We start from the raw sequence: 25,269 nt of genomic DNA, 5'->3' as shown, positions 1-25,269 counted from the left end.
TGCGACTTCTGATTTAATTTCCTCTAGACCAAAGCTTGGGTTTATCAGGATGCTTTCAATGTTCGCTACTTCCGACTTGATCTCTTCTAAACCGAATGATGGGTTGAAGATCGCACTTTCGATTGCTGCAACCTCTGATTTAATTTCCTCAAGGCCAAAGCTTGGGTTCCTCAGGATGCTTTCGATTACTCCAAACGTCAGGTTCGATAAAATACTTTCAATGTTTGCAACCTCTGATTTGATCTCTTCCAAACCAAAGGACGGGTTGAAGATCGCACTTTCAATGGCCGCGACTTCGGATTTAATTTCCTCCAGACCAAACGATGGGTTAAAGATTGCACTTTCGATCGCTGCTACTTCCGATTTGATTTCTTCCAAACCGAATGACGGATTCGTTAAGATACTTTCAATTACGACAAACGTCAGGTTTGATAAAATGCTCTCGATGTTCGCCACTTCGGACTTTATCTCTTCCAGACCAAACGATGGATTGAATATTGCACTTTCAATCGCCGCTACCTCTGATTTGATTTCCTCTAAACCAAAAGAAGGGTTGAAGATAGCACTCTCAATCGCTGCAACTTCCGACTTGATCTCTTCCAAGCCAAATGACGGATTTGTTAAGATGCTTTCAAGTACGCCAAACGTCAGGTTCGATAAAATGCTCTCGATATTCGCCACTTCGGACTTTATCTCTTCTAGACCAAACGATGGATTGAAAATCGCACTCTCGATTGCTGCGACTTCCGATTTGATTTCTTCCAAACCGAATGACGGATTCGTTAAGATACTTTCAATTACGCCAAACGTTAGGTTTGATAAAATGCTCTCGATATTCGCAACTTCTGACTTTATCTCTTCTAGACCAAACGATGGGTTAAAGATGGCACTTTCAATCGCCGCTACCTCTGATTTGATTTCCTCTAAACCAAAAGAAGGGTTGAAGATAGCACTCTCAATTGCTGCAACTTCCGACTTAATCTCTTCCAAGCCGAATGATGGATTCGTTAAGATACTTTCAATTGTTCCAAACGTCAGGTTGGATAAAATGCTTTCGATGTTTGCAACTTCAGATTTGATTTCCTCCAACCCAAAGGAAGGATTGAAGATGGCGTCTTCGATTGCTGCAACTTCGGACTTGATTTCTTCTAGTCCAAATGATGGATTTAATAAGATGCTCTCGATGTTGCCTAGCGAGAAGCTTTCAAGCAAGCTCTCGATAGCTCGCACTTCAGATTTGATTTCCTCCAACCCAAAGGAAGGATTTTGAAGCAGACTTTCTATAAGCCTGATTTCAGACTTAATTTCCTTAAGACCGAAGGATGGATTCTCCAGCATTTTTTCAATATGCCGAATTTCCGATTTAATTTCCTTCAGGCCATAATAAGGATTCTCAAGCATACTCTCAATATGCCTGATCTCATGCTTGATTTCTTTTAGGCCATACCTTGGGTTTTCTAATTCACAAAGAATTTTTTTCAGTATACAAAATATCTCTTCCCAAAAATGTCTCGTCCCCATTTTTCACACTCCTTACCTTTAATATTCAAGTACATAGTATGCTTGGAAATTGACTTGGTTTGGGTAAAGGTCGGCTTTTCTCTAATTACACACTAAATGGGTGAGCACATTTTCATAGAATCGCGTAAATCCAGTGCTTCCTTTTCCTTATCACACAAAGCTGCTCCTCTATAATTACAGATTTAGGAAAAAAAGCCCACTTGTCATGAAGTAAACTGCCTGTATTCTATCAAATAACCCTACTAATGATACTGTTCATAAATATTCTGAATTGTTAGAATGTTAGTTACAACCAGAACTCGCTTCAATTTTAATCTCTAAGGAGGGAAAGAAATGGAGCAATATGTTCGCGTTATTCCATACAAGGTAATCAATGAGGCTGAGGAGATTAATGAAGTTCCTAAGGGGATTGAGTTAATCCAGGCACCAAAACTTTGGAGCTTCACAAAAGGCAAAGGCGTCAAGGTGGCTGTCCTTGATACTGGCTGTGAGATCACACATCCAGATTTAAAGGACCGCATACTTGGCGGCAGAAACTTTACAGATGATGACCGCAGCAACCCGGATATTTTCACTGATTATAATGGGCATGGTACCCATGTTGCAGGGACAATTGCCGCCACGGAGAACAGTGCTGGAGTCATTGGTGCCGCACCAGAAGCAGGTCTTTTAATTGTAAAAGTATTGAACAAGGCCGGTTCAGGCCGCTATGAGTGGATTATAAAAGGCATTGAATACGCAATTGACCAGAATGCTGACATCATCTCAATGTCCCTAGGAGGACCAACGGATGTTCCCGAGCTCCATGCTGCTATCAAAGCTGCAGTGGCAAAAGGCATTCTTGTTGTCTGTGCTGCAGGGAATGAAGGCGATGGCAATGACTCTACCAATGAATTCGCCTACCCAGGCTGCTATAACGAAGTAATTTCCGTTGGCGCAGTCAATCTCGAGAGAAATTCCTCTGATTTTACAAATTCTAATAATGAAATCGACCTGGTTGCTCCCGGGGAACGCATCCTCTCCACCTATCTAAATGGAAAGTATGCAACCTTAAGCGGGACTTCCATGGCCGCTCCCCATGTATCTGGCGCGCTAGCCTTGATAAAACCTTACGCTAATCAACTATTTGAAAAACAGCTTACCGAACCTGAATTATACGCTCAGTTAATCAGGCGCACAGTTCCGCTTGGCAATTCCCCAAAGCTTGAAGGAAACGGATTGCTTTATTTGACTGTACCTGAACAACTTTCCGGCATCTTCGATCAAAATTTCAAGACACTGGCATTAAATAAAATATGATTAACATACAACAGCAATGGCTCACAGCCAAGGAGCAGCATTTAATATGCATTGATAGCAGACCCTATTATGATGGTTTAGAGGATGCTAAAAAGCGAGAGGAGTATTACCGCGATTGTAATATTGATAAAGCCTGTGACCTGCAAGAGCTGTTAGCCGGAACCCATTCCATCCATTTGAATTATGCACCGCACCAATATGTGTATCCCTGGGTCGATTTGCAGGAAAACCTCGAGCTGAAAAGCTTATATTCTGGACACCAGATTGATCCATTGAATGTTATTGAAGAAGATTTAAGATTGTACCAGAAGCTTCAGGAAGGGATATTATCAGTAAATGAAAGTCTTGTTTACAACTGTGAGCATGTTGTCCCACAGTCCTGGTTTAATGGATACGAGCCCATGAGAGGAGATTTGCACCACCTATTTGCATGCGAACCATCATGCAACCGGATGAGAAGCAACTATCCCTACTTTGATTTTCAATCGTATGATCCTGAGCCCAGGATCAATACAATAAAAACAGGATGTGGCATGGCAGAGGATCAGAAATTTGAGCCCGAATACGGGAAAGGCATCGTCGCACGGGCTGTATTCTATTTTTCAATAAGATACAAGGATGTACTCGACCTTAGGGATAAATTCAATTTTGAAATTTTGCTAAGCTGGCATGAGGAACATACTGTCACTTTATATGAAAGCCATCGAAATGCAGCAATCCAGGAGCTTCAGGGAAACCGCAACCCTTTTATTGATTTTCCAGATGCTGCGGAAAGAATGTTTGGGATAAGGGACCGCCTGTAATGGGCGGTTTTTTACTTTTCCAAAATTCAATTCCTGCATTTACCTAGTACTGTTTTCAAGAATTTTTAACTCCCAGGGCAAACTATTACATATTAAAGATGAAAGGATGGATTGCTATGTCAATGGAATGGTTTGATCGTGTAGTTGGAGAATTGCAGGATCATCTTGAATCTATATGTGAAAAATACGATCAGGATGGCCAAATGGCTGTTGAGCGGGGCTCAAAGCATCCAAGAATCGAGTTTTTCATGGAGTATGAGGATGGGGATCGAGAGTATTTTTACTCATTATTCTTTGACCCTCATAACGAAGAATTCTATACCGAAAAGATTGATGATGAACTAGAGCAGCCTGCCCGGGTCATCCTTTCAGATATAGACGATATTGTCGATGCCGTGCATGAAGGTTTTCATGACTATATTAATGATACAGATGATGATGTCGATGTCTTTTACGCCACTCAAGAAGATGACACAGAATATGTGGATGTCTATGAGGATGACGATATAGACGAACTGGATGAGGAGGAAGAGCTCTATATTACTGAAATCGCAGACGATGATGATATCCTTGAGCAAATCGATGTGGAATGGGAAACTCCTGAGGTGACTGCGTTCCATAGAGAGGACGAAGTAGAAGTGACCTACCAATTCGGCGTTGTACAGGAAACTGGTGACGGAGTGCTTCGCCGGATCAACCGCTTATGGACGGAAGATGAGGAATTGATTAAGGACGAGACCAATTTTATCTTCACAAAAGAAGAAGCGCCAACCATCATTGCCATGATTGCCAGTCACATGGATTCAATGCTGGGATATGAGGACTGAAAGAAAAAGACGGAGGACAATCCCATTTTTTGCGGATTCCCTCCCTTTTTTCATGTGTGAATAAAAAAAAGACCCCCAACAAAGGTTGAGAGTCTTTCGAAGCGTAAAAATTAACGCTTTGAGAACTGAGGTGCACGACGAGCGCCTTTAAGACCGTATTTCTTACGTTCTTTCATACGAGCGTCACGAGTTAATAGTCCTGCACGCTTAAGTGTTGGACGGAATTCTGGATCAGCTTGAAGTAACGCACGAGCGATACCGTGGCGGATTGCGCCAGCTTGACCAGTGTATCCACCGCCATTTACGTTTACAAGTACATCGTAAGCTCCTACAGTTTCAGTAGCAACTAGAGGTTGCTTTACTACTTCACGTAGAGCAGCGAATGGGATGTAGTTTTCAATTTCACGATCGTTGATTGTAATTTTGCCAGTGCCTGGTACTAAACGAACTCGCGCAACGGAGCTCTTACGACGACCGGTACCGATATATTGAACTTGTGCCAAGTTAATTACCTCCTTAATAATTATCCGCGAAGTTCGTAAACTTCTGGTTGTTGTGCTTGATGTGGATGCTCGTTACCAGCATATACATGAAGCTTTCTAAACATTTGGCGTCCAAGAGAGTTCTTTGGAAGCATGCCTTTGATTGCAAGTTCAAGCATCTTTTCAGCGTAGTTAGTACGCATTTCAAGAGCTGTTCTTTGCTTCAAACCACCTGGGTGCATAGTGTGGCGGTAGTAGATTTTGTCAGTAAGTTTCTTACCTGTAAGTTCGATCTTAGAAGCGTTGATGATGATTACGTGATCACCAGTGTCAACATGTGGTGTGAAAGTTGGTTTATGTTTACCACGTAGAATAGCTGCAACTTCAGTTGAAAGGCGACCAAGAGTCTTGCCTGCAGCGTCAACTACGTACCATTTACGCTCGATATTGTTGGCATTTGCCATAAACGTTGTACGCATGAGTTTCCCTCCTAAATAGTCAAAAAAAAATTAAATCACATTCATTTGGTTGAATATATTTTCAAACACGATAAAGCTCTTCCGGGGCTGATCGTGGGTTTAAAATACATACATATGATATCTTAACCTGTGGTTGAGAGATTGTCAACACCAGGATTAGTTGTCATAAACATTTTTTCAAATTAATTACCTATTTTCTTATGAAGAAAATTAATAGAATACCTTCCAAAGATACAAGCCATGCCCAGGAGCCGTTTTCCCGGCTAAGGTGCGGTCCTTTTTTTCAAGGAGCTCCGGCATAGTCCGAGCTTCCCGCCGTCCAGTACCGACCTCCAGAAGCGTCCCTGTGAGGATCCGTACCATATTATAAAGGAATCCGTCCCCGACAAACCGGAATACGAGCAGGCCGTTCTCTTCAATTATATCGATTTCCTTTAAGTTCCTGACCCGGTCTTCTACTTCTGTTCTCGCAGAACAGAAGCTGGTAAAATCATGAGTCCCTGTCAAATGCCCGATTGCTTCCTTCATCGCCTCGAAGTCAAGTCCATAAGGAAACTGGTAGGCATAATTTCTTTGAAAAGGGTCACGTGTTTTGGAAGGAAGCAAAAAGTACCGATATTCCTTCCCGACTGCATCAAAACGTGCATGGAAGTCAGGTTTGGCGATCTCCGCCTGCTGGATGGCAATATCGGCTGGGAGCAGCGAATTAAGCGCAATTTCCCATCTATCAGGCTCGATTTCGAGCGTAGTATCGAAATGGATGACCTGGCCGCGGGCATGTACACCAGCGTCTGTGCGTCCAGATGCGCTTACTCTGGTGCTCACGCCTTTATTCAGCCTCTCCAGCACCTTTTCAAACTCTCCCTGGACAGTCCTTTTGCCAGGCTGAACCTGGTATCCAGAAAACGATGTTCCATCATATGCAACTGTACATTTTATTCGCGGCATGATTCAAACCCCATTATCCTCTGAATACAATTAATAGAACCGTTACTGCCGCCAAAAAGAGGAGCATCGCAGTATCAGAAATCCCCCATTTAAGCAGGCGGTACTTTGTGCGGCCTTCCCCGCCCTGGTAGCCCCTTGCTTCCATGGCCACTGCAAGCTCTTCTGCGCGTTTGAATGAGCTGATGAACAGGGGAATCAGCAGCGGTACTATCGCTTTGATCCGGTCTTTTACAGGGCCGCTGTTATATTCGACACCCCTTGCCGTCTGGGCCTTCATAATCTTATCTGTCTCCTGCATGAGCGTTGGAATGAATCTTAGCGAGATTGACATCATCAGCGCCAGCTCATGAACAGGGAATTTCACTTTTTTCAACGGGTTGAGCAAAGTTTCTAAACCATCGGTTATTTCGATTGGTGTTGTCGTGAGCGTCAGGAGTGACGTAATCAGGATCAGCAGGAAGAAGCGCAGTGAGATAAAAAGCCCCTGCCTGATTCCTTCCTCGTAGATTTTCAGCCAGCCCCAGTCCACAACGATGTCCCCCTCCCTGGTCATGAATATATGCAGCAGGAAAGTGAAAGCCACCAGAAATAAAACAGGCTTCAGACCTTGATAAAGGAAGCGGGGCGGGATTTTGGACATCCCGACCATCAAGAGTGTATAAGCAGCTAAAATCCCATATGTCCATGCATTGTTTGCAATGAAGACGATACAGACGAAAAGGAACACTATGACCAGCTTGGAGCGCGGGTCCATTCGATGCAGGACTGACTCTCCTGGCACATAGCGGCCAAAGATCATTTTCTCCATCATTTCAGGTGTCCCCCTTTCAAAAACTGTGCTACCGTTTCGGCAAGCTCGTTTTCTGAAAGACTGATCCTGTTGAATTTCGTTCCAAACGCCTTTTCAATCCTCAGCTGCAGCCCAACTACTTCTGGTACATCCAGCCCTAAATCAATGAGCGCCTGTGGATTTGAAAAGATCTCCATCGGGCTGCCTTTTGTAAAAACTTTCCCCTGGTGCATGACGACGATTTCATCCGCATAACGGGCGGCGTCTTCCATGCTATGGGTAACTAATATAGTAGATAAGTTTTTCTTTTTATGAAGGGAATAAAATAAGTCCATTATTTCTTTACGGCCGCGCGGATCAAGTCCGGCAGTCGGCTCATCCAATACAATGACCTCAGGCTCCATTGCCAGCACTCCTGCAATGGCGACGCGGCGCATCTGCCCGCCTGACAAATCGAATGGGGATTTTTCAAGAATTTCCTCAGACAGTCCGACCAGTTCGATCGCTGCCCTCGCACGTGATTTAGCTTCTTTCTCTGAAACACCAAAATTCATCGGCCCAAAACAAATATCCTTTTCGACAGTCTCTTCGAATAATTGATGCTCCGGAAACTGAAAAACGATTCCTACCTTTTCACGGACACCCTTAAGATTCTTTTCCTTCCTGTCAGCCTTGATCTCTCTGCTTCCTATTACGACAGAGCCTTTCGTAGGCTTCAGCAGCGCATTCAAGTGCTGCAAAACCGTAGACTTCCCTGAGCCTGTATGCCCGATGATCGCCAAATAGGTGCCAGAAGGAATATCAATGGAGACATCGGAAATCGCAAGACGTTCAAATGGTGAATTTGCCTGGTAACGATATTCTACATTTTTGAGTGAGATGTCCATAATTCTGTCACCAGCTCTTCTTCTGTTAAATAGGATTTGAATAGCCCAATTCCCTTTTCTCGCAGTTTTTTGCTCATTTTTACAGGGAAAGGAATATCCAACCCGAGTTGTATTAGTTCTTCATCCATTTGAAAGATTTCTTCAGGAGTGCCCTCACGATATAGCTGTCCCTTATTCATGACAATGATCCTGTCAGCCTTGGCAGCCTCTTCAAGATCATGTGTTATTGATATAACAGTTATGTTCTCTTTGCTTTTCAACTCACGTACGGTTTCTATGACCTCAGCCCGGCCCCGTGGATCCAGCATAGAGGTAGCCTCGTCCAGAATGATAATCGCCGGCTGCAGGGCAAGTACACCCGCTATAGCTACACGTTGCTTCTGGCCGCCTGACAGATGGTGCGGCTCTTGATTTAGAAAGGTTCCCATTTTGACTTTTTCAAGTGAATTTTGGACACGCTCGACCATGACTTCCCTAGGTACACCGTGATTTTCCAGACCAAAAGCCACATCATCCTGAACCGTTGTCCCTACGAACTGGTTATCAGGATTTTGAAAAACCATTCCAACATTTTTGCGAATATCCCACACTGTATCCTCTGATAGTGTAATTCCACAGACTGAGATCGACCCCTCCTGAGGGAATTGCAGACCATTTAATAGCTTGGCCAGCGTCGATTTACCTGAACCATTATGGCCGACAATTGCAAGCCATTCTCCTTCATATATATCGAAACTGATATTATTTAAGGCAGGCGACTGCGCGGCATCATAACTAAATGAAACATTCTTTATACTGACAAGGAGCTTTGGCATCTCCGTCCTCCTCTCGACTCTTCTTTGCTGACTCATCTCTCTATTGCATCCTGACTGATGTTCTATTATTTCCGGATATAAAAAAAGCCTGCACCTCTTCCCGGGCGGAAATGTTCCGCAGAATGCTGAGTCCAAGAATGGACTGGGAAGAAGTGCATGAGCTAGACGAGACAGGCAGGAAAAGCTCGGCGATAGAATCTGTTAAACAGATGATCGCAGCCGGACGTCATCCATCCTGGCGTTCCTGCCTTATGGACAGTGAGCATTCCCTCTTTTAAAGCCTGCTCATCATAACGCTCGTTTTGGCTTGTGCTGCTTTTTTCATTTTCGTCAGAGGCATGCCCTGATTATAAGAAAAAAAGGGGATGAAACAAGTTTGTATAAACTGTCCATCGCCCTTGTTGTGAGTGTTTAAAGGTATTAAACTAGCTCGATAATTACCATTGGAGCTCCGTCTCCGCGACGTGGTCCAAGTTTCATAATACGAGTGTATCCACCTTGACGCTCAGCATAGCGTGGAGCGATATCAGCGAATAGTTTTTGAACTGCATCTTGGTTAGTTTCAGCGTTAGCAACTTCGTGGCGAACCCAAGCAGCAGCTTGACGGCGAGCGTGAAGATCTCCGCGCTTTCCAAGAGTAATCATTTTCTCAACAACTGAACGAAGCTCTTTCGCACGTGTTTCAGTAGTTTCAATACGCTCATTGATAATCAAGTCTGTTGTTAAGTCACGAAGCATTGCTTTACGTTGAGCACTAGTGCGTCCTAACTTTCTGTATCCCATGAGTGTTTCCCTCCTTTGTTGAAATCGTAAGCTGGCATTTTAGGAGTGACAGTAAAATGCCTAGTTAATCTGCAATTAACTAGTCATCTTTACGTAAGCCTAAGCCTAGCTCTTCTAGTTTTGCTTTTACTTCTTCTAATGATTTTCTGCCAAGGTTGCGGACCTTCATCATATCTTCTTCAGTCTTGTGAGCAAGCTCCTGAACAGTGTTGATGCCAGCGCGCTTCAGGCAGTTATATGAACGAACAGAAAGATCAAGTTCTTCAATTGTCATTTCCAGAACTTTTTCTTTTTGGTCTTCTTCTTTTTCAACCATGATTTCAGCATTTTGAGCTTCGTCAGTCAAACCGACAAAAATGTTCAAATGCTCTGTCAGGATCTTAGCACCGAGTGCAATTGCTTCCTTAGGACCTGTGCTTCCGTCTGTCCAAACGTCGAACACAAGCTTGTCATAATTGGTCATTTGCCCTACACGAGTGTTTTCCACCTGATAAGATACACGTGAAACCGGTGTATAGATAGAATCGATTGGAATCACACCGATCGGCTGGTCTTCCCGCTTATTTTGGTCAGCAGGTGTATAACCGCGTCCTCTTCTTGCAGTCAAACGCATACGCATTGAACCTTTGCTGGAAAGCGTTGCAATGTGAAGATCCGGATTCAGGATTTCAACATCACTGTCATGCGTGATATTTGCTGCAGTAACTGGACCTTCGCCCTGTAAATCGATTTCGAGTGTCTTCTCTTCATCAGAGTAGATTTTCAATGCTAATTTCTTAACATTTAAAATGATTGATGTAACATCTTCTACGACGCCTTCAATTGTTGAGAACTCATGAAGTACTCCATCGATTTGAATCGATGTAACAGCTGCACCTGGGAGTGAGGATAATAGGATACGACGTAAGGAGTTACCCAAAGTTGTACCATATCCACGCTCAAGCGGTTCTACGACAAACTTGCCGTACTTGGCATCATCGCTGATCTCAACCGTTTCGATTTTTGGTTTTTCTATTTCGATCATCAAATATACCCTCCTTCAAAACGTCGAAACCCCGGCTGGTTTTTCACCATACCGAAAGTCCCCCATGTATACGTTCCCGTTTGTGCACAACAACTGGATTAATGATTTCTGTATACCTAGAAATATTTGTATCATATCCCATTATAGACAGGACTACAAATTCTATACAGAAAAATTAAACACGGCGACGTTTTGGTGGGCGGCAGCCGTTATGTGGAACTGGAGTTACGTCTTTAATAGCTGTAACTTCAAGGCCTGCTGCTTGAAGAGCACGGATTGCTGCTTCACGGCCAGCACCTGGTCCCTTAACAGTTACCTCTAAAGTTTTCAAACCATGTTCCATAGAAGACTTCGCTGCAGTTTCTGCTGCCATTTGTGCTGCGAATGGAGTAGATTTACGAGATCCCTTGAATCCAAGCGCACCTGCACTAGACCATGATAATGCATTACCATGTACGTCTGTAATTGTTACGATTGTATTGTTAAAAGTTGAACGAATATGCGCAACTCCACTTTCAATATTCTTTTTGACGCGGCGTTTGCGTGTATTAGTTTTACGAGCCATTTAAATGTTACCCTCCTTTACGGATTATTTTTTCTTGTTAGCTACAGTCTTACGAGGACCTTTACGAGTACGTGCGTTGTTCTTCGTGTTTTGTCCGCGAACAGGCAATCCACGACGATGACGCAACCCACGGTAAGAACCGATTTCCATTAGACGCTTGATGTTTAGTGAGATCTCACGACGTAGATCACCCTCAACCTTTAGCTTGTCGATAATGTCACGGATTTTGTTAAGTTCTTCTTCAGTAAGATCGCGTACGCGAGTTTCTTCAGAAACACCAGCTTCAGCTAGAACTTTCTCAGCAGTTGATCTGCCAATTCCGTAAATGTATGTTAAAGCAATTACTACACGCTTTTCACGTGGAATATCTACACCAGCAATACGTGCCATCTAGATGCGCACCTCCTTTAATATTAACCTTGTTTTTGTTTATGTTTAGGGTTTTCACAGATCACCATTACTTTACCGCGTCTGCGAATAACTTTACACTTTTCGCAAATTGGCTTAACAGATGGTCTCACTTTCATTACTCTAACCTCCTTGATAGTACGGAGTCGGGTTTATTTAAAGCGGTAGGTAATTCTTCCGCGAGTCAAATCATATGGAGAAAGCTCAACTGTTACCTTATCTCCTGGCAGGATCCGAATGAAGTGCATTCTGATTTTGCCGGAAACATGAGCCAACACTGTATGACCATTCTCTAATTCTACCTTAAACATTGCATTAGGCAAAGTTTCTGTCACTGTGCCTTCGATTTCAATTACATCGTCTTTCGCCATAAACTGGTCTCCCTTCTTGATTCAAATACGTATTCAATCATAAAGCCCGCAGCTGCGGAGCTCGGCCTTCTATTAGTGGCATTGCTATGGTTACAAAAAAATGATGAGAAAAACTCAACCTTATGATTATAACATAAAGCAGGCTTCCCGTCCGCAATAAAATCTCATTTTGCCTATTTCCAGACTTTAAAACAGAATCAGGTAACCGGATACCATTGATCAGGCTTTCGTTAAGATTTCAAAGCCAGTCTCAGTAATCGCGATTGTATGCTCAAAGTGGGCACACATTTTACCGTCAACCGTTACGACAGTCCAATTATCGGCCAACGTCTTTACATAGCGGCTGCCCGCATTCACCATCGGTTCGATACAAAGTACCATTCCAGGCTTCAGCATTGGTCCCCTGTTAGGAGGGCCATAATGAGGAATTTGCGGGTCCTCATGCAATTCTTGCCCAATTCCATGGCCGACATACTCACGAACAATAGAAAAACCTTCAGATTCCACATACGTTTGAATCGCATGGGAGATGTTCGAAAGACGTTCTCCTGGTTTGGCTTCTTTCAAGCCCTTGAACAATGATTCCTCGGTCACGTCCAAAAGACGCTGGCTTTCTGCATCAATCTTGCCTACCGGGTAAGTCCAGGCGGAGTCCCCGTGGTATCCGTTGTACTTGGCCCCGATATCAATACTGATGATATCGCCAACCTTCAGAACCCGTTCACCAGGAATCCCGTGAACTAGTTCGTTATTGACAGATGCACAGATGCTGCCGCGAAAACCATTATAACCCTTAAAAGACGGGGTAGCACCTTGTTTGCGGATAAAATCCTCAGCAATGGCGTCCAGTTCTTTCGTTGTCATGCCAGGAGCAATATGCTTCTTAAGCTCCTGATGAGTCATCGCAACAATGCGACCTGCTTCTCGCATAATTTCTATTTCACGAGGGGTTTTACTGACGATCATTAACGTAAGCCCCCAAGCAATTCTTCGATATCAGCAAACACCTTGTTGATGTCTTGCTGACCGTTGATATTGCGTAAGTAACCTTTATCTTCATAGAAGTTCAACAGAGGCTTTGTTTGCTGGATGTTTACATCCAGACGGTTTTGAACTGTTTCGGCATTATCATCAGCACGCTGATAAAGCTCTCCGCCACAACGGTCACATACGCCTTCCTGAGAAGGTGGATTGAACACTAAGTGGTAGGTAGCCCCACAGTTTTTACAAATCCTGCGTCCTGTCAAACGCTCCATAAGAATGCTTTGATCTACATCAATATTGATGACAAAATCGATTTTCTTGTCAAGCTCAGCAAGCATTGAATCCAGTGCTTCTGCCTGGGCTACTGTGCGCGGGAATCCATCTAAAAGAAAACCTTTCTCACAATCAGCCTTGCTTAAGCGTTCACGAACGATTCCGATCGTTACTTCATCTGGAACAAGCTCTCCCTTGTCCATGAAAGATTTTGCCTGTAATCCAAGTTCCGTTCCTTCTTTGATAGCTGCACGGAACATATCTCCTGTTGAGATATGAGGGATGTTGTATTTCACAACAATTTTATCGGCTTGCGTGCCCTTACCGGCACCCGGAAGCCCCATCAGAACTAAATTCACAAGTTTTCCCCCCTCAGTCTCTATTTAAAGATTCAGGGAACAAAGTCCCCTAAATCTTATTTTATAAAGCCTTTATAATGGCGTTTTACTAGCTGAGCTTCAAGCTGCTTCATCGTTTCAAGCGCAACGCCGACAACGATCAGCAAGCTTGTTCCGCCAATCTGTACAGATTGAGGCAGTCCAGCAAATTTAATGAAAAATACTGGCAGCACAGAGATTAATGAAAGGAAGATCGCGCCGACAAGTGTCAGGCGGTACAATACCTTAGTCAAGTAATCCTGTGTGTTTTTGCCAGGACGGATGCCTGGAACATATCCACCTTGCTTCTTCAGATTCTCGGCAACCTGTTCAGGATTAACCTGGATGAATGCATAGAAATAAGTAAACGCGACGATCAATGCTACATAGACGATCATACCGATCGGCTGTGTGTAATCGAAGGTTTTCTGGATCCAAAGCGTTACATCGTTAGTGCCGAAGAACTGAGCGATTGTCGGAGGAGTAACGATAAACGAAATTGCGAAGATAACCGGGATAACACCAGCCGCATTCACTTTCAAAGGAAGGTGAGTGTTCTGGCCGCCAACCGCGTTGTTACCAGCGCTCATGCGTTTAGCGTACTGAATAGGTATTTTACGTGTTGCCTGCTGGATGAAAATAACACCCACGATAATTGCGATTACAGCCAAAAGAATTAGCAATACAGTCACGATGCGAAGGAACAATGCGTCACCGGCATCTTCAAACTGTTGTGCATAAATCTGGTTGGCCATCGTCGGAATACCAGCAACAATACCTGCAAAGATAATGATGGAAATACCGTTGCCTACTCCTTTAGCAGTGATCTGTTCGCCCAGCCACATTAAGAATGCAGTTCCGGCAGTCAAGACCGTAGCAATCAGCAAGTAAGTTCCGATACCTGAATTTTGGATTAATAACCCGCCAGCCATGTTGTTAAAACCATAAGACATACCGAATGCCTGGATGAAGCCAAGGACAATCGTGAAATAGCGGGTAAACTGAGCTAATTTACGGCGTCCGACTTCTCCTTGCTTAGACCATTCAGTAAACTTCGGCACAACATCCATCTGTAAAAGCTGAATGATGATTGACGCGGTGATGTAAGGCATGATCCCCATTGCGAAAATGGAGAAGTTCTTCAGTGCACCGCCGCCAAATGTATTAAGCACACCGAAGACACTCATGTCATCCTGTGCTCTCAAAATATCTGCATTTACGTTTGGAACAGGAATAAATGTCCCAAGACGAAATACAATCAACATTAAAAGGGTGAAGAAGATTTTATTTCTAATTTCACCCACGCGCATAAAATTGGAGATTGTCTGGAACATTAAATCACCTCAGTTTGACCGCCAGCAGCTTTGATTGCTTCTTCGGCTGCAGAGGAGAACTTATGAGCTTTAACAGTTAGCTTCTTGTTCAAGCTTCCCTTAGCAAGTACTTTCACACCTGCTAATTCCTTCTTAACAAGACCTGTCTCGATTAAAAGTTCTGGAGTCACTTCTGTTCCTTCTTCGAATACGTTTAGTGCATCAAGGTTAACGACTGCATATTCTTTGCGGTTGATGTTCGTGAAACCGCGTTTTGGCAGACGTCGGAATAAAGGAGTTTGACCACCTTCAAATCCAAGGCGTACACCGCCGCCAGAACGAGCGTTTTGACCTTTATGACCTTTACCAGCAGTTTTACCTTGACCAGAACCGATACCGCGTCCTAGACGCTTGCGTTCTTTACGGGAACCTTCTGCAGGCTTTAATTCATGAAGTTTCATGTTGGCACCTCCTTATTTTCAAGAAGAATAGATTATTTTTCAGTAACAGTAACTAAGTGAGAAACTTTGTTGATCATACCGCGGATTGCAGCATTATCAGCTTGCTCAACTGTTTGGTTCATTTTACGCAAACCAAGAGCCTTAACTGTTTCACGCTGATCTTGCGGACGGCCGATCAAGCTGCGAGTGAGGGTAATTTCTAATTTGTTAGCCATTTGATTTCCCTCCTTATCCTAACAGTTCTTCCACAGATTTACCGCGTAACTTCGCTACGTCTTCTGCACGCTTAAGTTGCTTTAAGCCGTCAAGAGTTGCACGTACCATGTTGATTGGTGTGTTAGTTCCAAGTGATTTAGAAAGGATGTCTGCAACACCAGCTAATTCTAGAACCGCACGAACTGGACCACCAGCGATAACTCCTGTACCTTCAGAAGCAGGCTTCAGAAGGATTTCACCAGCACCAAAGTGTCCGATAACCTGGTGAGGAATTGTAGTACCAACCATAGGTACTTGGATTAGGTTCTTCTTCGCATCTTCGATAGCTTTGCGAATCGCTTCAGGTACTTCTTGAGCTTTACCAGTACCGAAACCGACATAACCGTTTTTATCTCCTACTACTACAAGAGCAGAAAAACGGAAACGGCGTCCACCTTTAACAACTTTCGCAACACGGTTAACCGTAACTACGCGTTCTTCAAGTTCAAGTTTGTTTGGATCAATACGACGCATCTTTTTGTGTCCCTCCTTTTTCTATTAAAATTCTAAGCCGTTTTCGCGGGCAGCATCAGCTAGTGCCTGGACGCGGCCGTGATAGAGGTATCCGCCACGGTCAAATACTACTGATTTGTAACCTTTTTCTACAGCGCGCTTAGCGATCAGTTCACCGATTGTCTTAGCTGCTTCAAGGTTATTGCCTTCAACATTAACTTCTTTATCCATAGTAGAAGCACTCGCTAGAGTTACTCCATTTACATCGTCAATTAGTTGAGCGTAAATGTGCTTGTTAGAACGGAACACATTTAGACGAGGACGAGCTTCAGTTCCGCTAAGTTTCGCACGGACACGAGCATGTCTTTTACGGCGAGTAGCGTTTTTATCAGCCTTCGTAATCATTTACGTCACTCCTTTCGTTAACCTATGCGGCATTACTTACCTGTTTTACCTTCTTTGCGGCGTACAAATTCGCCTTCATAACGAATACCTTTGCCTTTGTACGGCTCTGGCGGACGTACGTCACGGATGTTAGCAGCCAATGCGCCAACACGCTCTTTATCAGTTCCTCTTACAATCACCTTTGTGTTTGCAGGTACTTCTACTTCGATGCCAGCTTCTGGCTCGATTTCAACTGGATGAGAGTATCCAACGTTAAGTACAAGCTTGTTGCCTTGCTTAGAAGCACGGTAACCGACACCTACTAGTTCAAGAGATCTTTCGAATCCTTTAGATACACCTTCAACCATGTTTGCAAGAACAGCACGAGTTGTTCCGTGTAATGCACGGTGTTCCTTCGCTTCAGATGGGCGAGAGATATTGATTACGTTCTCTTCAACTTTGATTTCGATATCAGAGTGAAAAGTACGATTTAATTCACCTTTAGGTCCTTTAACTGTTACGTTGTTGTTATCAAGAGTAACAGTAACACCAGCTGGGATTTCAATTGGTTTTTTACCTACGCGAGACATGTGTTGCACCTCCATTCATTCAGAAAAATCTATTACCAAACGTATGCTAAAACTTCTCCGCCTACTTGCTTAGCGCGAGCTTCTTTGTCAGTTAAAACGCCGTTTGAAGTTGAAACTAAAGCAATACCTAAACCGTTAAGTACCTTTGGCACTTCGTTTGATTTTGCGTAAACGCGAAGTCCTGGCTTACTGATTCTCTTAAGACCAGTGATAACACGCTCATTGTTTGCACCGTACTTCAAGAAGATGCGGATGATACCTTGTTTGTTGTCTTCGATATATTCAACGTCACGCACGAAACCTTCACGCTTGAGGATCTCAGCGATTTCTTTCTTAATGTTAGAAGCAGGTACTTCTAATTTTTCGTGACGTACCATATTCGCATTACGAATACGAGTAAGCAAATCTGCAATCGGATCTGTCATGACCATTTAATTAACCTCCTTCCAGAGCTTTCAGTTTTACCAGCTAGCTTTCTTCACACCAGGAATTTGTCCTTTGTATGCTAATTCACGGAAACAAATACGGCAAAGCTTAAATTTGCGGTATACAGAGTGCGGACGGCCGCAGCGCTCACAGCGAGTATACTCTTGTACCTTGTATTTAGGCGTGCGTTTTTGTTTCGCAATCATTGATTTCTTAGCCACGTTTTCGCCTCCCTCTTATTAGAGATTACTTTTGAAATGGCATTCCGAATTGTGTTAATAGTTCACGAGCTTCTTCGTCAGTATTAGCAGTCGTAACGATAACAATGTCCATGCCACGAACTTTATTTACTTTATCGTAATCAATTTCAGGGAAGATTAATTGTTCTTTAACACCTAGTGTGTAGTTTCCGCGTCCGTCGAATGACTTCTTGGAGATACCGCGGAAGTCACGTACACGTGGTAAAGAAACTGAAATTAACTTGTCGATGAATTCGTACATGCGCTCACCGCGAAGAGTAACTTTCGCACCGATTGGCATACCTTCACGAAGGCGGAAGCCAGCGATTGATTTCTTAGCGCGAGTCACAACTGGCTTTTGACCAGTGATCGTTGCTAATTCTTCAACTGCAACATCAAGAGCTTTAGCGTTGGCAACAGCGTCACCCACACCCATGTTGATTACGATCTTTTCAAGTTTAGGAACTTCCATGATTGACTTATAGTTAAACTTGCTCATTAGAGCAGGAGTAATTTCATTGTTGAACTTTTCTTTTAGGCGGTTCATCGATTGTACCTCCCTTCTTCAATAGACTATTTATCTAGAACTTCACCGGATTTTTTAGCAACGCGTACCTTTTTGCCGTTTTCAACTGTGTAACCAACTCGGGTTGGCTTTCCAGACTTCGGATCAACAGGCATTACGTTTGATACATGGATAGGTGCTTCCTGGTTCAAGATCCCACCTTGTGGGTTTACTTGTGAAGGCTTAGCGTGTTTTTTCACGATATTGATCCCTTCTACAAGAACACGGCTTTGCTTTGGATAAGCTTCAAGGATGATCCCTGTTTTGCCTTTGTCCTTACCAGAGATGACCATTACTTTGTCACCTTTTTTTACATGCATCTGTGTGCACCTCCTTAAAGGCATTTGAAATAGATTATAGTACTTCTGGAGCTAATGAAACGATCTTCATGAAGTTGTTTTCACGTAGTTCACGAGCAACTGGTCCGAAGATACGAGTACCACGAGGACTCTTATCGTCACGGATGATTACACATGCATTTTCGTCAAATTTGATGTAAGTACCGTCAGTACGGCGCATACCAGTCTTTGTACGAACAACTACTGCTTTAACAACGTCACCCTTTTTAACAACGCCACCTGGTGTTGCTTGTTTCACTGTGCAGACGATAATGTCACCAATATTAGCAGTCTTACGGCCAGAACCGCCAAGGACTTTAATAGTTAGAACTTCACGAGCACCTGAATTGTCAGCAACTTTTAAACGTGTTTCCTGTTGGATCATGCGAGTAACCTCCCTTCGGAATAAACCTTAATCCGAACAATTAGATAATAACAGCTTTTTCCACCACTTCAACAAGGCGGAAACGTTTTGTGGCAGATAGCGGACGAGTTTCCATGATACGTACTACGTCGCCGATTTTTGCCTCGTTTTGCTCATCATGAGCCTTGAATTTCTTAGAGTATTTTACACGCTTGCCGTATAGTGGATGCTTTTTGTATGTCTCAACAAGAACAGTAACAGTTTTGTCCATCTTGTCAGATACTACGCGTCCAGTATAAACTTTGCGTTGGTTGCGTTCACTCATTGTGAGAACCTCCTCTCAATTATCTGTTAACGCCGATCTCTCGTTCACGAATTACAGTCTTCATACGAGCAATCGCTTTGCGTACTTCACGAATGCGAGCTGTGTTTTCAAGTTGTCCAGTCGCTAATTGAAAGCGCAGGTTGAATAGCTCTTCTTTTAATGATTTAACTTTTTGTTCAATTTCAGCAGTGGTAAGGTCACGAATTTCATTAGCTTTCATTAGATTCACCACCAATTTCTTCTCGTTTCACAAACTTGCACTTAACAGGAAGCTTGTGTGCTGCAAGGCGTAATGCTTCACGTGCGATTTCTTCAGAAACGCCAGCTACTTCGAACATTACTTTGCCTGGTTTAACAACTGCTACCCAACCTTCAGGAGCACCTTTACCGGAACCCATTCGGACTTCTAGAGGCTTTGCAGTATATGGCTTGTGAGGGAAAATTTTAATCCAAACTTTACCGCCACGTTTCATGTAACGAGTCATTGCAATACGGGCAGATTCGATTTGACGGTTTGTGATCCAAGAAGCTTCAGTAGCTTGTAAACCGAATTCACCGAAGTTTACTTCAGTACCGCCTTTTGCTTGACCGCGCATCTTGCCACGGTGTTGACGACGATATTTTACGCGTTTAGGCAATAACATATTATTTGCCTCCTTCCTCAGTTTTCTTTCTAGTAGGAAGGACCTCTCCACGATAAATCCATACTTTTACGCCAAGTTTTCCGTAAGTCGTATCTGCTTCAGCAGTAGCGTAGTCGATATCGGCACGAAGAGTATGAAGTGGAACTGTTCCTTCGCTGTATTGTTCTGAACGAGCGATGTCTGCACCGCCAAGACGGCCGGATACCATTGTCTTGATACCTTTAGCGCCAGCACGCATAGCACGTTGGATAACTTGCTTCTGTGCACGACGGAAAGACACACGGTTTTCCAATTGGCGCGCGATGTTTTCAGCAACCAATTTCGCATCGATATCAGCTTTTTTGATTTCAAGAATGTTAATATGAACACGTTTGCCAGTAAGTTCGTTCAACGCTTTACGTAGAGCTTCAACCTCAGTACCGCCTTTACCGATAACCATTCCTGGCTTCGCAGTGTGGACAGTTACATTTAAGCGGTTTGCAGCACGTTCGATTTCAACTTTAGAAAGAGAAGCATCGCGTAAACGCTTAGTGATGTACTCACGAACTCTAAGGTCTTCGTGTAAAAGATCAGCGTAGTCTTTGCCTGCGTACCATTTTGATTCCCAATCACGGATGATTCCGACACGCAAACCGACTGGATTTACTTTTTGACCCACTGATTATCCCTCCTTCTTTTCTGATAAAACGATTGTAATATGACTAGTACGTTTGTTAATTGCACTTGCACGGCCCATAGCGCGTGGACGGAAACGTTTCAACGTTGGTCCTTCGTTTGCATAAGCTTCGGATACGACAAGGTTATTAACATCCATTTCATAGTTGTGTTCTGCGTTCGCTAATGCAGACTTCAACACTTTTTCTACGATTGGAGAAGCTGCCTTTGGGGTAAGGTTTAAGATAGCAACCGCTTCACCAACTTGCTTTCCTCGAATTAAATCTAGAACTAAGCGAGCTTTACGAGGAGCAATACGAACTGTTCTTGCAACAGCTTTAGCTTGCATTTGGATGCCCTCCTCTCATTAACGTCTTGTTTTCTTATCGTCATTGCCATGACCTTTGTAAGTACGAGTTGGAGCGAATTCTCCAAGCTTGTGACCTACCATGTCTTCAGTGACGTATACAGGTACATGTTTGCGACCATCGTAGACAGCAATTGTGTGTCCGATGAATTGTGGGAAGATCGTTGAACGGCGAGACCAAGTTTTAACAACTTTCTTGCCTTCAGTTTCATTTAACTTTTCGATCTTTGTGATTAAGTGCTCATCAACAAAAGGTCCTTTTTTTAAGCTGCGACCCATGATTGAACCTCCCTTCGTGATTGCCCTACGGTTCCCGCGAACCGTAGCTCAATCCCGTTATTTTTTACGACGACGTACGATAAACTTGTCGGATTTGTTTTTCTTCTTGCGAGTCTTGTAACCAAGAGTCGGCTTGCCCCATGGTGACATTGGTGATTTACGTCCGATTGGAGAGCGTCCTTCACCACCACCGTGTGGGTGATCATTAGGGTTCATTACAGATCCACGAACTGTTGGGCGCTTGCCTAACCAGCGTGAACGACCTGCTTTACCGATGTTGATCAATTCGTGTTGTTCGTTACCAACTTGACCAACAGTTGCACGGCACTCAGAAAGGATCATACGTACTTCGCCAGAGTTTAAACGAACTAATACATATTTGCCTTCTTTACCAAGAACCTGTGCTGAAGTTCCTGCTGAACGAACTAATTGTCCGCCTTTGCCAGGCTTCAATTCGATGTTGTGTACTACTGTACCAACTGGGATGTTAGTTAGTGGTAGAGCATTACCTACTTTAATGTCAGCTGTTGGGCCGGACATAACTTCCATACCTACTTCTAGGTTTTTAGGAGCTAGGATATATCTCTTTTCACCATCTACATAATTAATTAACGCAATGTTTGCTGAACGGTTTGGATCATACTCAATTGTGGCAACGCGTCCTGGAATGCCATCTTTTGTACGCTTAAAGTCGATGATTCTGTACTGACGCTTGTGGCCGCCACCTTGATGACGAACAGTTAACTTACCTTGGTTGTTACGACCGCCTTTTCTGTGCAACGGAGCAAGCAGGGATTTTTCCGGCTTGTCAGTTGTAATTTCAGCAAAATCAGATGCTGTCATATTACGACGACCGTTGGAGGTAGGTTTGTACTTTTTAATCGCCATTTCGTTTCCCTCCTCTTCTAATTAAGTTTTTATACTTCGAAGAATTCGATTTCTTTGCTGTCTTGAGTAAGCTTTACGATAGCTTTACGACGCTTGTTTGTGTAACCGCCGAATTTACCCATACGCTTAAACTTACCTTTGTAGTTCATGATGTTAACTTTTTCAACTTTTACGCCGAAAATAGTTTCGATCGCATCTTTAACTTGTGTCTTGTTCGCTCTTGTATCAACTTCGAAAGTGTACTTCTTCTCAGTCATAAGATCAGAAGAACGTTCTGTAATAACGGGGCGCTTAATGATATCGCGTGCATCCATTATGCAAGCACCTCCTCTACTTTTTCAACAGCTGCTTTTGTCATGATCAGCTTATCATGATTTAAAACATCCAGTACGCTGATTCCGTCGGCAGCAACAACAGTTACTCCAGGAATGTTGCGTGCAGAAAGAGCGACGTTCTCGTCTAAACCTGCTGTTACGATTAAGGCTTTAGAGTTAACTGAAAGACCTTTAAGTACGTTTGTGAATTCCTTTGTCTTTGGAGCTTCGAAAGCAAGGCTTTCAAGAACAAGGATGTTTTCAGCTTGTACTTTAGATGATAGAGCAGATTTGATCGCTAAACGACGAACTTTTTTAGGCAATTTATAGCTGTAGCTGCGTGGAACTGGTCCGAATACAGTACCGCCTCCGCGCCATTGTGGAGATCTGATAGAACCCTGACGTGCACGGCCAGTACCTTTTTGACGCCATGGTTTGCGTCCGCCGCCCGCTACTTCAGAACGAATTTTTGTTTTATGAGTTCCTTGACGTAATGAAGCTCTCTGCATTACAACTGCTTCGAACATTACGTGGTTGTTAGGCTCAATACCAAATACTGAATCGTTAAGTTCGATTTCTCCAACTTGTGAACCAGCTTGGTTGAATAATGCTACTTTAGGCATTCTTGTTTCCTCCTTTCCTGTAAAAATTACTTCGCTTTTACAGCACCTTTGATTTTTAGAAGGGCTTTTCTAGCACCTGGAACGTTTCCTTTGATTAACAGAAGGTTACGCTCAGCGTCAACTTTAACGATTTGTAGGTTTTGAACAGTGATCTGCTCTCCGCCCATGCGTCCTGGTAATGCTTTACCTTTGAATACGCGGTTTGGAGCAACAGGACCCATTGAACCAGGGCGGCGGTGGTAACGAGAACCGTGAGCCATTGGTCCGCGAGATTGTCCGTGGCGCTTGATTGAGCCTTGGAAACCTTTACCCTTTGAGATTCCTGTAACATCTACGATTTCGCCTTCTGCGAAAATATCAACTTTGACTTCTTGACCAACTTCATATCCTGCTACTCCGTTCAATTCTTTCACGAAGCGCTTAGGAGCAGTGTTTGCTTTTGCAACGTGGCCTTTTTCTGGTTTGTTGGAAAGCTTTTCACGCTTGTCTTCAAAGCCAAGCTGTACCGCTTCGTAACCATCTGTCTCAACAGATTTAACTTGAAGCACTACGTTTGGAGAAGCTTCTACAACAGTAACCGGGATAAGGTCGCCATTTTCAGCAAATACTTGAGTCATACCGATCTTTCTTCCTAAGATTCCTTTGGTCATTTCAGTCACACCTCCTGTGAATAATAATGTTTATTTTAAAGTTTGATTTCGATATCTACACCTGATGGCAGGTCTAAACGCATTAGTGAATCGACCGTTTGTGGAGTCGGATTGATGATATCAATCAGACGCTTATGAGTACGCATCTCGAATTGCTCACGAGAATCTTTGTACTTATGCACCGCACGAAGAATTGTGTAGATTGACTTTTCTGTAGGTAGTGGGATTGGACCAGACACTGCCGCGCCAGAACGCTTCGCTGTTTCCACGATTTTCTCTGCTGATTGATCAAGGATACGGTGATCATAAGCTTTTAAACGGATACGAATTTTTTGTTTTGCCATTACTTTCCCTCCTTTTCGCCTATTTTAAAATAGACATTCTCCGCGAAAATTTCCCACACACTCGCCATGGCAAAGCGGCCGGGTGTGTCAGCAACCTTTCGCATCATCGCAGTCAAAGACCAACATTGTCTATTATACATAAAACATAACGTAAACGCAACATTAATTCCGCAATTTCATTATGTTCAACACACTTTTATTATTATAGCGGCCCAATCGATATTTTACAAGTCGTCTGGAAAAAGTCTAACAATTTAGATGCAGAGAAAATAATTCCTGCTGGAAGAGGATTGAACTTCGAGGCTTAATCTTGAGGTTATATTATATAGAAGAAACTCGATTCGGTTTTTATATTGTGCATTTAAGTGTGGCTGTCTGACTTTGATTTCTCTAACATTTACTTGCGTTGTGCATCTAATGTCTTTCTTAAAGGATTCCCGCTTAATTATTTCTTCATTTCATTGGAGTTAGTGAACCAATGGATCCTTTCCAATGGAAGACCGTTATCCATCAGCATTAGATATGAATCCTAGACTATTGTCTCATTGGTGATTGTGCTAAGACAATATTTGCTTCTGCGTGTGGAATCCAGTCCAAATCCTAATAGCAATCAGACAATTTTTTTGTTCTCTTCCTCGTCTTGTCCAAATGTTGCGTGTTTTTAGAGACAATGTTTACTGTCGGAACCCGGAATGAACAGTTTATTTACGGTTAGAAGAGATATATTAACGGTTATCGATGTTTTATATACGGTTAGAGGGAGTTTATTTACGGTTAACGAGTTTTTATTTACGGTCGGGCTTTATTAGATCAATTTTTCTTCTAAGAAGGATAGGATTCTCTTGAATCTAAAGACTGCAAAGCCTCTTTAAAACTATTATCCAAATGCCAAATCTTCATGCGCTGCTAAGATCCCTGTTCGACTGCCTGTTTGCAGAGAGATCTATCAAATTCTTTATTCTATATATTTATATAGATACAAAACATTTAACACAAATAAAAAAGCAGCTGGATCGTAATGTGCACCCCAGAAGTTAGAGTGAAATTCTAACTTCTGGGGTGTTTTATTATGGCTAAATATAGTGAAAGTTTTAAAGTAATGGTGGTGCAGGAGTATCTGAGTGGTCCACTTGGAATTGAACTTCTAGCACGTAAAC

The 25,269-nt window shown here is 43.2% G+C and carries 40 protein-coding genes; 3 read left to right on the top strand and 37 right to left on the bottom strand.

Annotated features, from left to right (window positions below; translation table 11 throughout):
• Window positions 1–1,521: hypothetical protein (locus tag AC3EBE_RS19905; protein WP_488596761.1), on the bottom strand; the 1,521-nt coding region annotated here is incomplete at its 3' end.
• A 333-nt stretch (window positions 1,522–1,854) separates the two neighbouring features.
• On the opposite strand from AC3EBE_RS19905, the gene AC3EBE_RS19900 reads away from it, so the two are divergent.
• The 3 genes from AC3EBE_RS19900 (at window position 1,855) to AC3EBE_RS19890 (ending at window position 4,450) form a co-directional block, all read left to right on the top strand.
• Window positions 1,855–2,820 (top strand): S8 family peptidase, encoded by a 966-nt coding sequence (locus AC3EBE_RS19900; protein ID WP_488596760.1) that lies wholly within the window; start codon window positions 1,855–1,857, stop codon window positions 2,818–2,820.
• Window positions 2,817–3,623: an endonuclease I family protein gene (locus AC3EBE_RS19895; RefSeq protein ID WP_488596759.1), complete on the top strand. Its 807-nt coding sequence runs from the start codon at window positions 2,817–2,819 to the stop codon at window positions 3,621–3,623. The genes AC3EBE_RS19900 and AC3EBE_RS19895 overlap by 4 nt, the downstream gene beginning before the upstream one ends.
• A 116-nt stretch (window positions 3,624–3,739) precedes the next feature.
• Window positions 3,740–4,450, top strand: a complete 711-nt coding sequence (locus AC3EBE_RS19890) for a hypothetical protein (RefSeq protein WP_488596758.1) — start codon at window positions 3,740–3,742, stop codon at window positions 4,448–4,450.
• Between the two features lie 110 nt (window positions 4,451–4,560).
• Here AC3EBE_RS19890 and rpsI read toward each other — a convergent pair whose 3' ends face one another.
• From rpsI to rpsJ, 36 genes are all read right to left on the bottom strand, one after another.
• Window positions 4,561–4,953 (bottom strand): 30S ribosomal protein S9, encoded by a 393-nt coding sequence (gene rpsI, locus AC3EBE_RS19885; protein WP_488596757.1) that lies wholly within the window; start codon window positions 4,951–4,953, stop codon window positions 4,561–4,563.
• Window positions 4,954–4,973: 20 nt separating this feature from the next.
• Window positions 4,974–5,411, bottom strand: a complete 438-nt coding sequence (gene rplM, locus AC3EBE_RS19880; RefSeq protein WP_475094087.1) for a 50S ribosomal protein L13 — start codon at window positions 5,409–5,411, stop codon at window positions 4,974–4,976.
• 210 nt (window positions 5,412–5,621) lie between these two features.
• Window positions 5,622–6,359 (bottom strand): tRNA pseudouridine(38-40) synthase TruA, encoded by a 738-nt coding sequence (gene truA / locus AC3EBE_RS19875; RefSeq protein ID WP_488596756.1) that lies wholly within the window; start codon window positions 6,357–6,359, stop codon window positions 5,622–5,624.
• Window positions 6,360–6,372: 13 nt separating this feature from the next.
• Entirely contained in the window at window positions 6,373–7,170 is a 798-nt protein-coding gene (gene cbiQ, locus AC3EBE_RS19870; RefSeq protein ID WP_488596755.1) for a cobalt ECF transporter T component CbiQ, read from the bottom strand.
• A complete protein-coding gene (locus AC3EBE_RS19865; RefSeq protein ID WP_488596754.1) occupies window positions 7,167–8,036 on the bottom strand; it encodes an energy-coupling factor ABC transporter ATP-binding protein in 870 nt (289 codons plus the stop codon). Before AC3EBE_RS19865 ends, cbiQ begins: the two co-directional genes overlap by 4 nt.
• On the bottom strand, window positions 8,012–8,851 hold the full coding sequence (locus tag AC3EBE_RS19860; protein WP_488596753.1) for an energy-coupling factor ABC transporter ATP-binding protein: 840 nt from the start codon (window positions 8,849–8,851) through the stop codon (window positions 8,012–8,014). The genes AC3EBE_RS19865 and AC3EBE_RS19860 overlap by 25 nt, the downstream gene beginning before the upstream one ends.
• Window positions 8,852–9,271: 420 nt before the next feature.
• Complete coding sequence (gene rplQ, locus AC3EBE_RS19855) at window positions 9,272–9,634, bottom strand: 50S ribosomal protein L17 (protein ID WP_488596752.1); 363 nt, start codon at window positions 9,632–9,634, stop codon at window positions 9,272–9,274.
• Window positions 9,635–9,713: 79 nt separating this feature from the next.
• Window positions 9,714–10,658 (bottom strand): DNA-directed RNA polymerase subunit alpha, encoded by a 945-nt coding sequence (locus AC3EBE_RS19850; protein WP_488596751.1) that lies wholly within the window; start codon window positions 10,656–10,658, stop codon window positions 9,714–9,716.
• A 175-nt stretch (window positions 10,659–10,833) separates the two neighbouring features.
• On the bottom strand, window positions 10,834–11,223 hold the full coding sequence (rpsK, locus tag AC3EBE_RS19845) for a 30S ribosomal protein S11 (RefSeq protein ID WP_125482121.1): 390 nt from the start codon (window positions 11,221–11,223) through the stop codon (window positions 10,834–10,836).
• Window positions 11,224–11,247: 24 nt separating this feature from the next.
• Window positions 11,248–11,613, bottom strand: coding sequence for a 30S ribosomal protein S13 (rpsM, locus tag AC3EBE_RS19840; RefSeq protein ID WP_488596750.1), 366 nt, complete (start codon window positions 11,611–11,613; stop codon window positions 11,248–11,250).
• A gap of 23 nt (window positions 11,614–11,636) precedes the next feature.
• A complete protein-coding gene (gene rpmJ / locus AC3EBE_RS19835) occupies window positions 11,637–11,750 on the bottom strand; it encodes a 50S ribosomal protein L36 (RefSeq protein WP_000868344.1) in 114 nt (37 codons plus the stop codon).
• A gap of 33 nt (window positions 11,751–11,783) precedes the next feature.
• A complete protein-coding gene (gene infA / locus AC3EBE_RS19830) occupies window positions 11,784–12,002 on the bottom strand; it encodes a translation initiation factor IF-1 (RefSeq protein ID WP_075980338.1) in 219 nt (72 codons plus the stop codon).
• 219 nt (window positions 12,003–12,221) lie between these two features.
• Entirely contained in the window at window positions 12,222–12,968 is a 747-nt protein-coding gene (map, locus tag AC3EBE_RS19825; protein WP_488596749.1) for a type I methionyl aminopeptidase, read from the bottom strand.
• On the bottom strand, window positions 12,968–13,618 hold the full coding sequence (locus AC3EBE_RS19820) for an adenylate kinase (RefSeq protein WP_488596748.1): 651 nt from the start codon (window positions 13,616–13,618) through the stop codon (window positions 12,968–12,970). The genes map and AC3EBE_RS19820 overlap by 1 nt, the downstream gene beginning before the upstream one ends.
• Window positions 13,619–13,674: 56 nt before the next feature.
• A complete protein-coding gene (gene secY, locus AC3EBE_RS19815; RefSeq protein ID WP_488596747.1) occupies window positions 13,675–14,970 on the bottom strand; it encodes a preprotein translocase subunit SecY in 1,296 nt (431 codons plus the stop codon).
• Window positions 14,970–15,410 carry a 50S ribosomal protein L15 gene (gene rplO / locus AC3EBE_RS19810; protein ID WP_488596746.1) on the bottom strand — a complete coding sequence of 147 codons (441 nt, stop codon included), beginning with the start codon at window positions 15,408–15,410 and terminating at the stop codon, window positions 14,970–14,972. Before rplO ends, secY begins: the two co-directional genes overlap by 1 nt.
• Before the next feature lie 32 nt (window positions 15,411–15,442).
• Entirely contained in the window at window positions 15,443–15,625 is a 183-nt protein-coding gene (gene rpmD, locus AC3EBE_RS19805) for a 50S ribosomal protein L30 (protein WP_488596745.1), read from the bottom strand.
• A 13-nt stretch (window positions 15,626–15,638) separates the two neighbouring features.
• The gene (rpsE, locus tag AC3EBE_RS19800; protein WP_488596744.1) at window positions 15,639–16,139 is read right to left on the bottom strand and encodes a 30S ribosomal protein S5; all 501 of its coding nucleotides are present in this window, start codon (window positions 16,137–16,139) and stop codon (window positions 15,639–15,641) included.
• Between the two features lie 24 nt (window positions 16,140–16,163).
• Window positions 16,164–16,523 (bottom strand): 50S ribosomal protein L18, encoded by a 360-nt coding sequence (rplR, locus tag AC3EBE_RS19795; RefSeq protein WP_488596743.1) that lies wholly within the window; start codon window positions 16,521–16,523, stop codon window positions 16,164–16,166.
• A gap of 32 nt (window positions 16,524–16,555) precedes the next feature.
• The gene (gene rplF, locus AC3EBE_RS19790; RefSeq protein ID WP_488596742.1) at window positions 16,556–17,092 is read right to left on the bottom strand and encodes a 50S ribosomal protein L6; all 537 of its coding nucleotides are present in this window, start codon (window positions 17,090–17,092) and stop codon (window positions 16,556–16,558) included.
• A gap of 32 nt (window positions 17,093–17,124) precedes the next feature.
• A complete protein-coding gene (rpsH, locus tag AC3EBE_RS19785) occupies window positions 17,125–17,523 on the bottom strand; it encodes a 30S ribosomal protein S8 (protein ID WP_476435491.1) in 399 nt (132 codons plus the stop codon).
• Between the two features lie 30 nt (window positions 17,524–17,553).
• Complete coding sequence (rpsN, locus tag AC3EBE_RS19780; protein WP_009499044.1) at window positions 17,554–17,739, bottom strand: 30S ribosomal protein S14; 186 nt, start codon at window positions 17,737–17,739, stop codon at window positions 17,554–17,556.
• A 25-nt stretch (window positions 17,740–17,764) separates the two neighbouring features.
• Window positions 17,765–18,304, bottom strand: a complete 540-nt coding sequence (gene rplE / locus AC3EBE_RS19775) for a 50S ribosomal protein L5 (RefSeq protein WP_041966519.1) — start codon at window positions 18,302–18,304, stop codon at window positions 17,765–17,767.
• 26 nt (window positions 18,305–18,330) lie between these two features.
• The gene (rplX, locus tag AC3EBE_RS19770; protein ID WP_192472777.1) at window positions 18,331–18,642 is read right to left on the bottom strand and encodes a 50S ribosomal protein L24; all 312 of its coding nucleotides are present in this window, start codon (window positions 18,640–18,642) and stop codon (window positions 18,331–18,333) included.
• Window positions 18,643–18,676: 34 nt separating this feature from the next.
• Complete coding sequence (rplN, locus tag AC3EBE_RS19765) at window positions 18,677–19,045, bottom strand: 50S ribosomal protein L14 (protein WP_488596741.1); 369 nt, start codon at window positions 19,043–19,045, stop codon at window positions 18,677–18,679.
• 40 nt (window positions 19,046–19,085) lie between these two features.
• Window positions 19,086–19,349: a 30S ribosomal protein S17 gene (gene rpsQ / locus AC3EBE_RS19760; RefSeq protein WP_023626421.1), complete on the bottom strand. Its 264-nt coding sequence runs from the start codon at window positions 19,347–19,349 to the stop codon at window positions 19,086–19,088.
• 19 nt (window positions 19,350–19,368) lie between these two features.
• Window positions 19,369–19,569 carry a 50S ribosomal protein L29 gene (gene rpmC, locus AC3EBE_RS19755; protein WP_079504261.1) on the bottom strand — a complete coding sequence of 67 codons (201 nt, stop codon included), beginning with the start codon at window positions 19,567–19,569 and terminating at the stop codon, window positions 19,369–19,371.
• Window positions 19,559–19,993: a 50S ribosomal protein L16 gene (gene rplP, locus AC3EBE_RS19750; protein ID WP_488596740.1), complete on the bottom strand. Its 435-nt coding sequence runs from the start codon at window positions 19,991–19,993 to the stop codon at window positions 19,559–19,561. The genes rpmC and rplP overlap by 11 nt, the downstream gene beginning before the upstream one ends.
• A gap of 1 nt (window position 19,994) precedes the next feature.
• Window positions 19,995–20,651, bottom strand: coding sequence for a 30S ribosomal protein S3 (gene rpsC, locus AC3EBE_RS19745; RefSeq protein WP_488596739.1), 657 nt, complete (start codon window positions 20,649–20,651; stop codon window positions 19,995–19,997).
• 3 nt (window positions 20,652–20,654) lie between these two features.
• On the bottom strand, window positions 20,655–20,996 hold the full coding sequence (gene rplV / locus AC3EBE_RS19740) for a 50S ribosomal protein L22 (protein ID WP_079504264.1): 342 nt from the start codon (window positions 20,994–20,996) through the stop codon (window positions 20,655–20,657).
• Window positions 20,997–21,014: 18 nt separating this feature from the next.
• Window positions 21,015–21,293 (bottom strand): 30S ribosomal protein S19, encoded by a 279-nt coding sequence (gene rpsS, locus AC3EBE_RS19735; RefSeq protein WP_044393904.1) that lies wholly within the window; start codon window positions 21,291–21,293, stop codon window positions 21,015–21,017.
• A gap of 57 nt (window positions 21,294–21,350) precedes the next feature.
• Window positions 21,351–22,181 (bottom strand): 50S ribosomal protein L2, encoded by an 831-nt coding sequence (gene rplB, locus AC3EBE_RS19730; RefSeq protein WP_207503079.1) that lies wholly within the window; start codon window positions 22,179–22,181, stop codon window positions 21,351–21,353.
• A 29-nt stretch (window positions 22,182–22,210) separates the two neighbouring features.
• Window positions 22,211–22,495: a 50S ribosomal protein L23 gene (gene rplW / locus AC3EBE_RS19725; RefSeq protein ID WP_125482137.1), complete on the bottom strand. Its 285-nt coding sequence runs from the start codon at window positions 22,493–22,495 to the stop codon at window positions 22,211–22,213.
• A complete protein-coding gene (gene rplD, locus AC3EBE_RS19720) occupies window positions 22,495–23,118 on the bottom strand; it encodes a 50S ribosomal protein L4 (RefSeq protein ID WP_488596738.1) in 624 nt (207 codons plus the stop codon). The genes rplW and rplD overlap by 1 nt, the downstream gene beginning before the upstream one ends.
• Window positions 23,119–23,144: 26 nt before the next feature.
• On the bottom strand, window positions 23,145–23,768 hold the full coding sequence (gene rplC, locus AC3EBE_RS19715) for a 50S ribosomal protein L3 (protein WP_488596737.1): 624 nt from the start codon (window positions 23,766–23,768) through the stop codon (window positions 23,145–23,147).
• A gap of 35 nt (window positions 23,769–23,803) precedes the next feature.
• The gene (gene rpsJ, locus AC3EBE_RS19710; RefSeq protein ID WP_009791329.1) at window positions 23,804–24,112 is read right to left on the bottom strand and encodes a 30S ribosomal protein S10; all 309 of its coding nucleotides are present in this window, start codon (window positions 24,110–24,112) and stop codon (window positions 23,804–23,806) included.
• Window positions 24,113–25,269: the final 1,157 nt, after the last annotated feature.

The sequence above is a fragment of the Mesobacillus sp. genome (assembly GCF_057785455.1).
The sequence above is the reverse complement of the archived record's forward strand: the minus strand, read 5'-3'. Positions and strand labels throughout refer to the sequence as shown.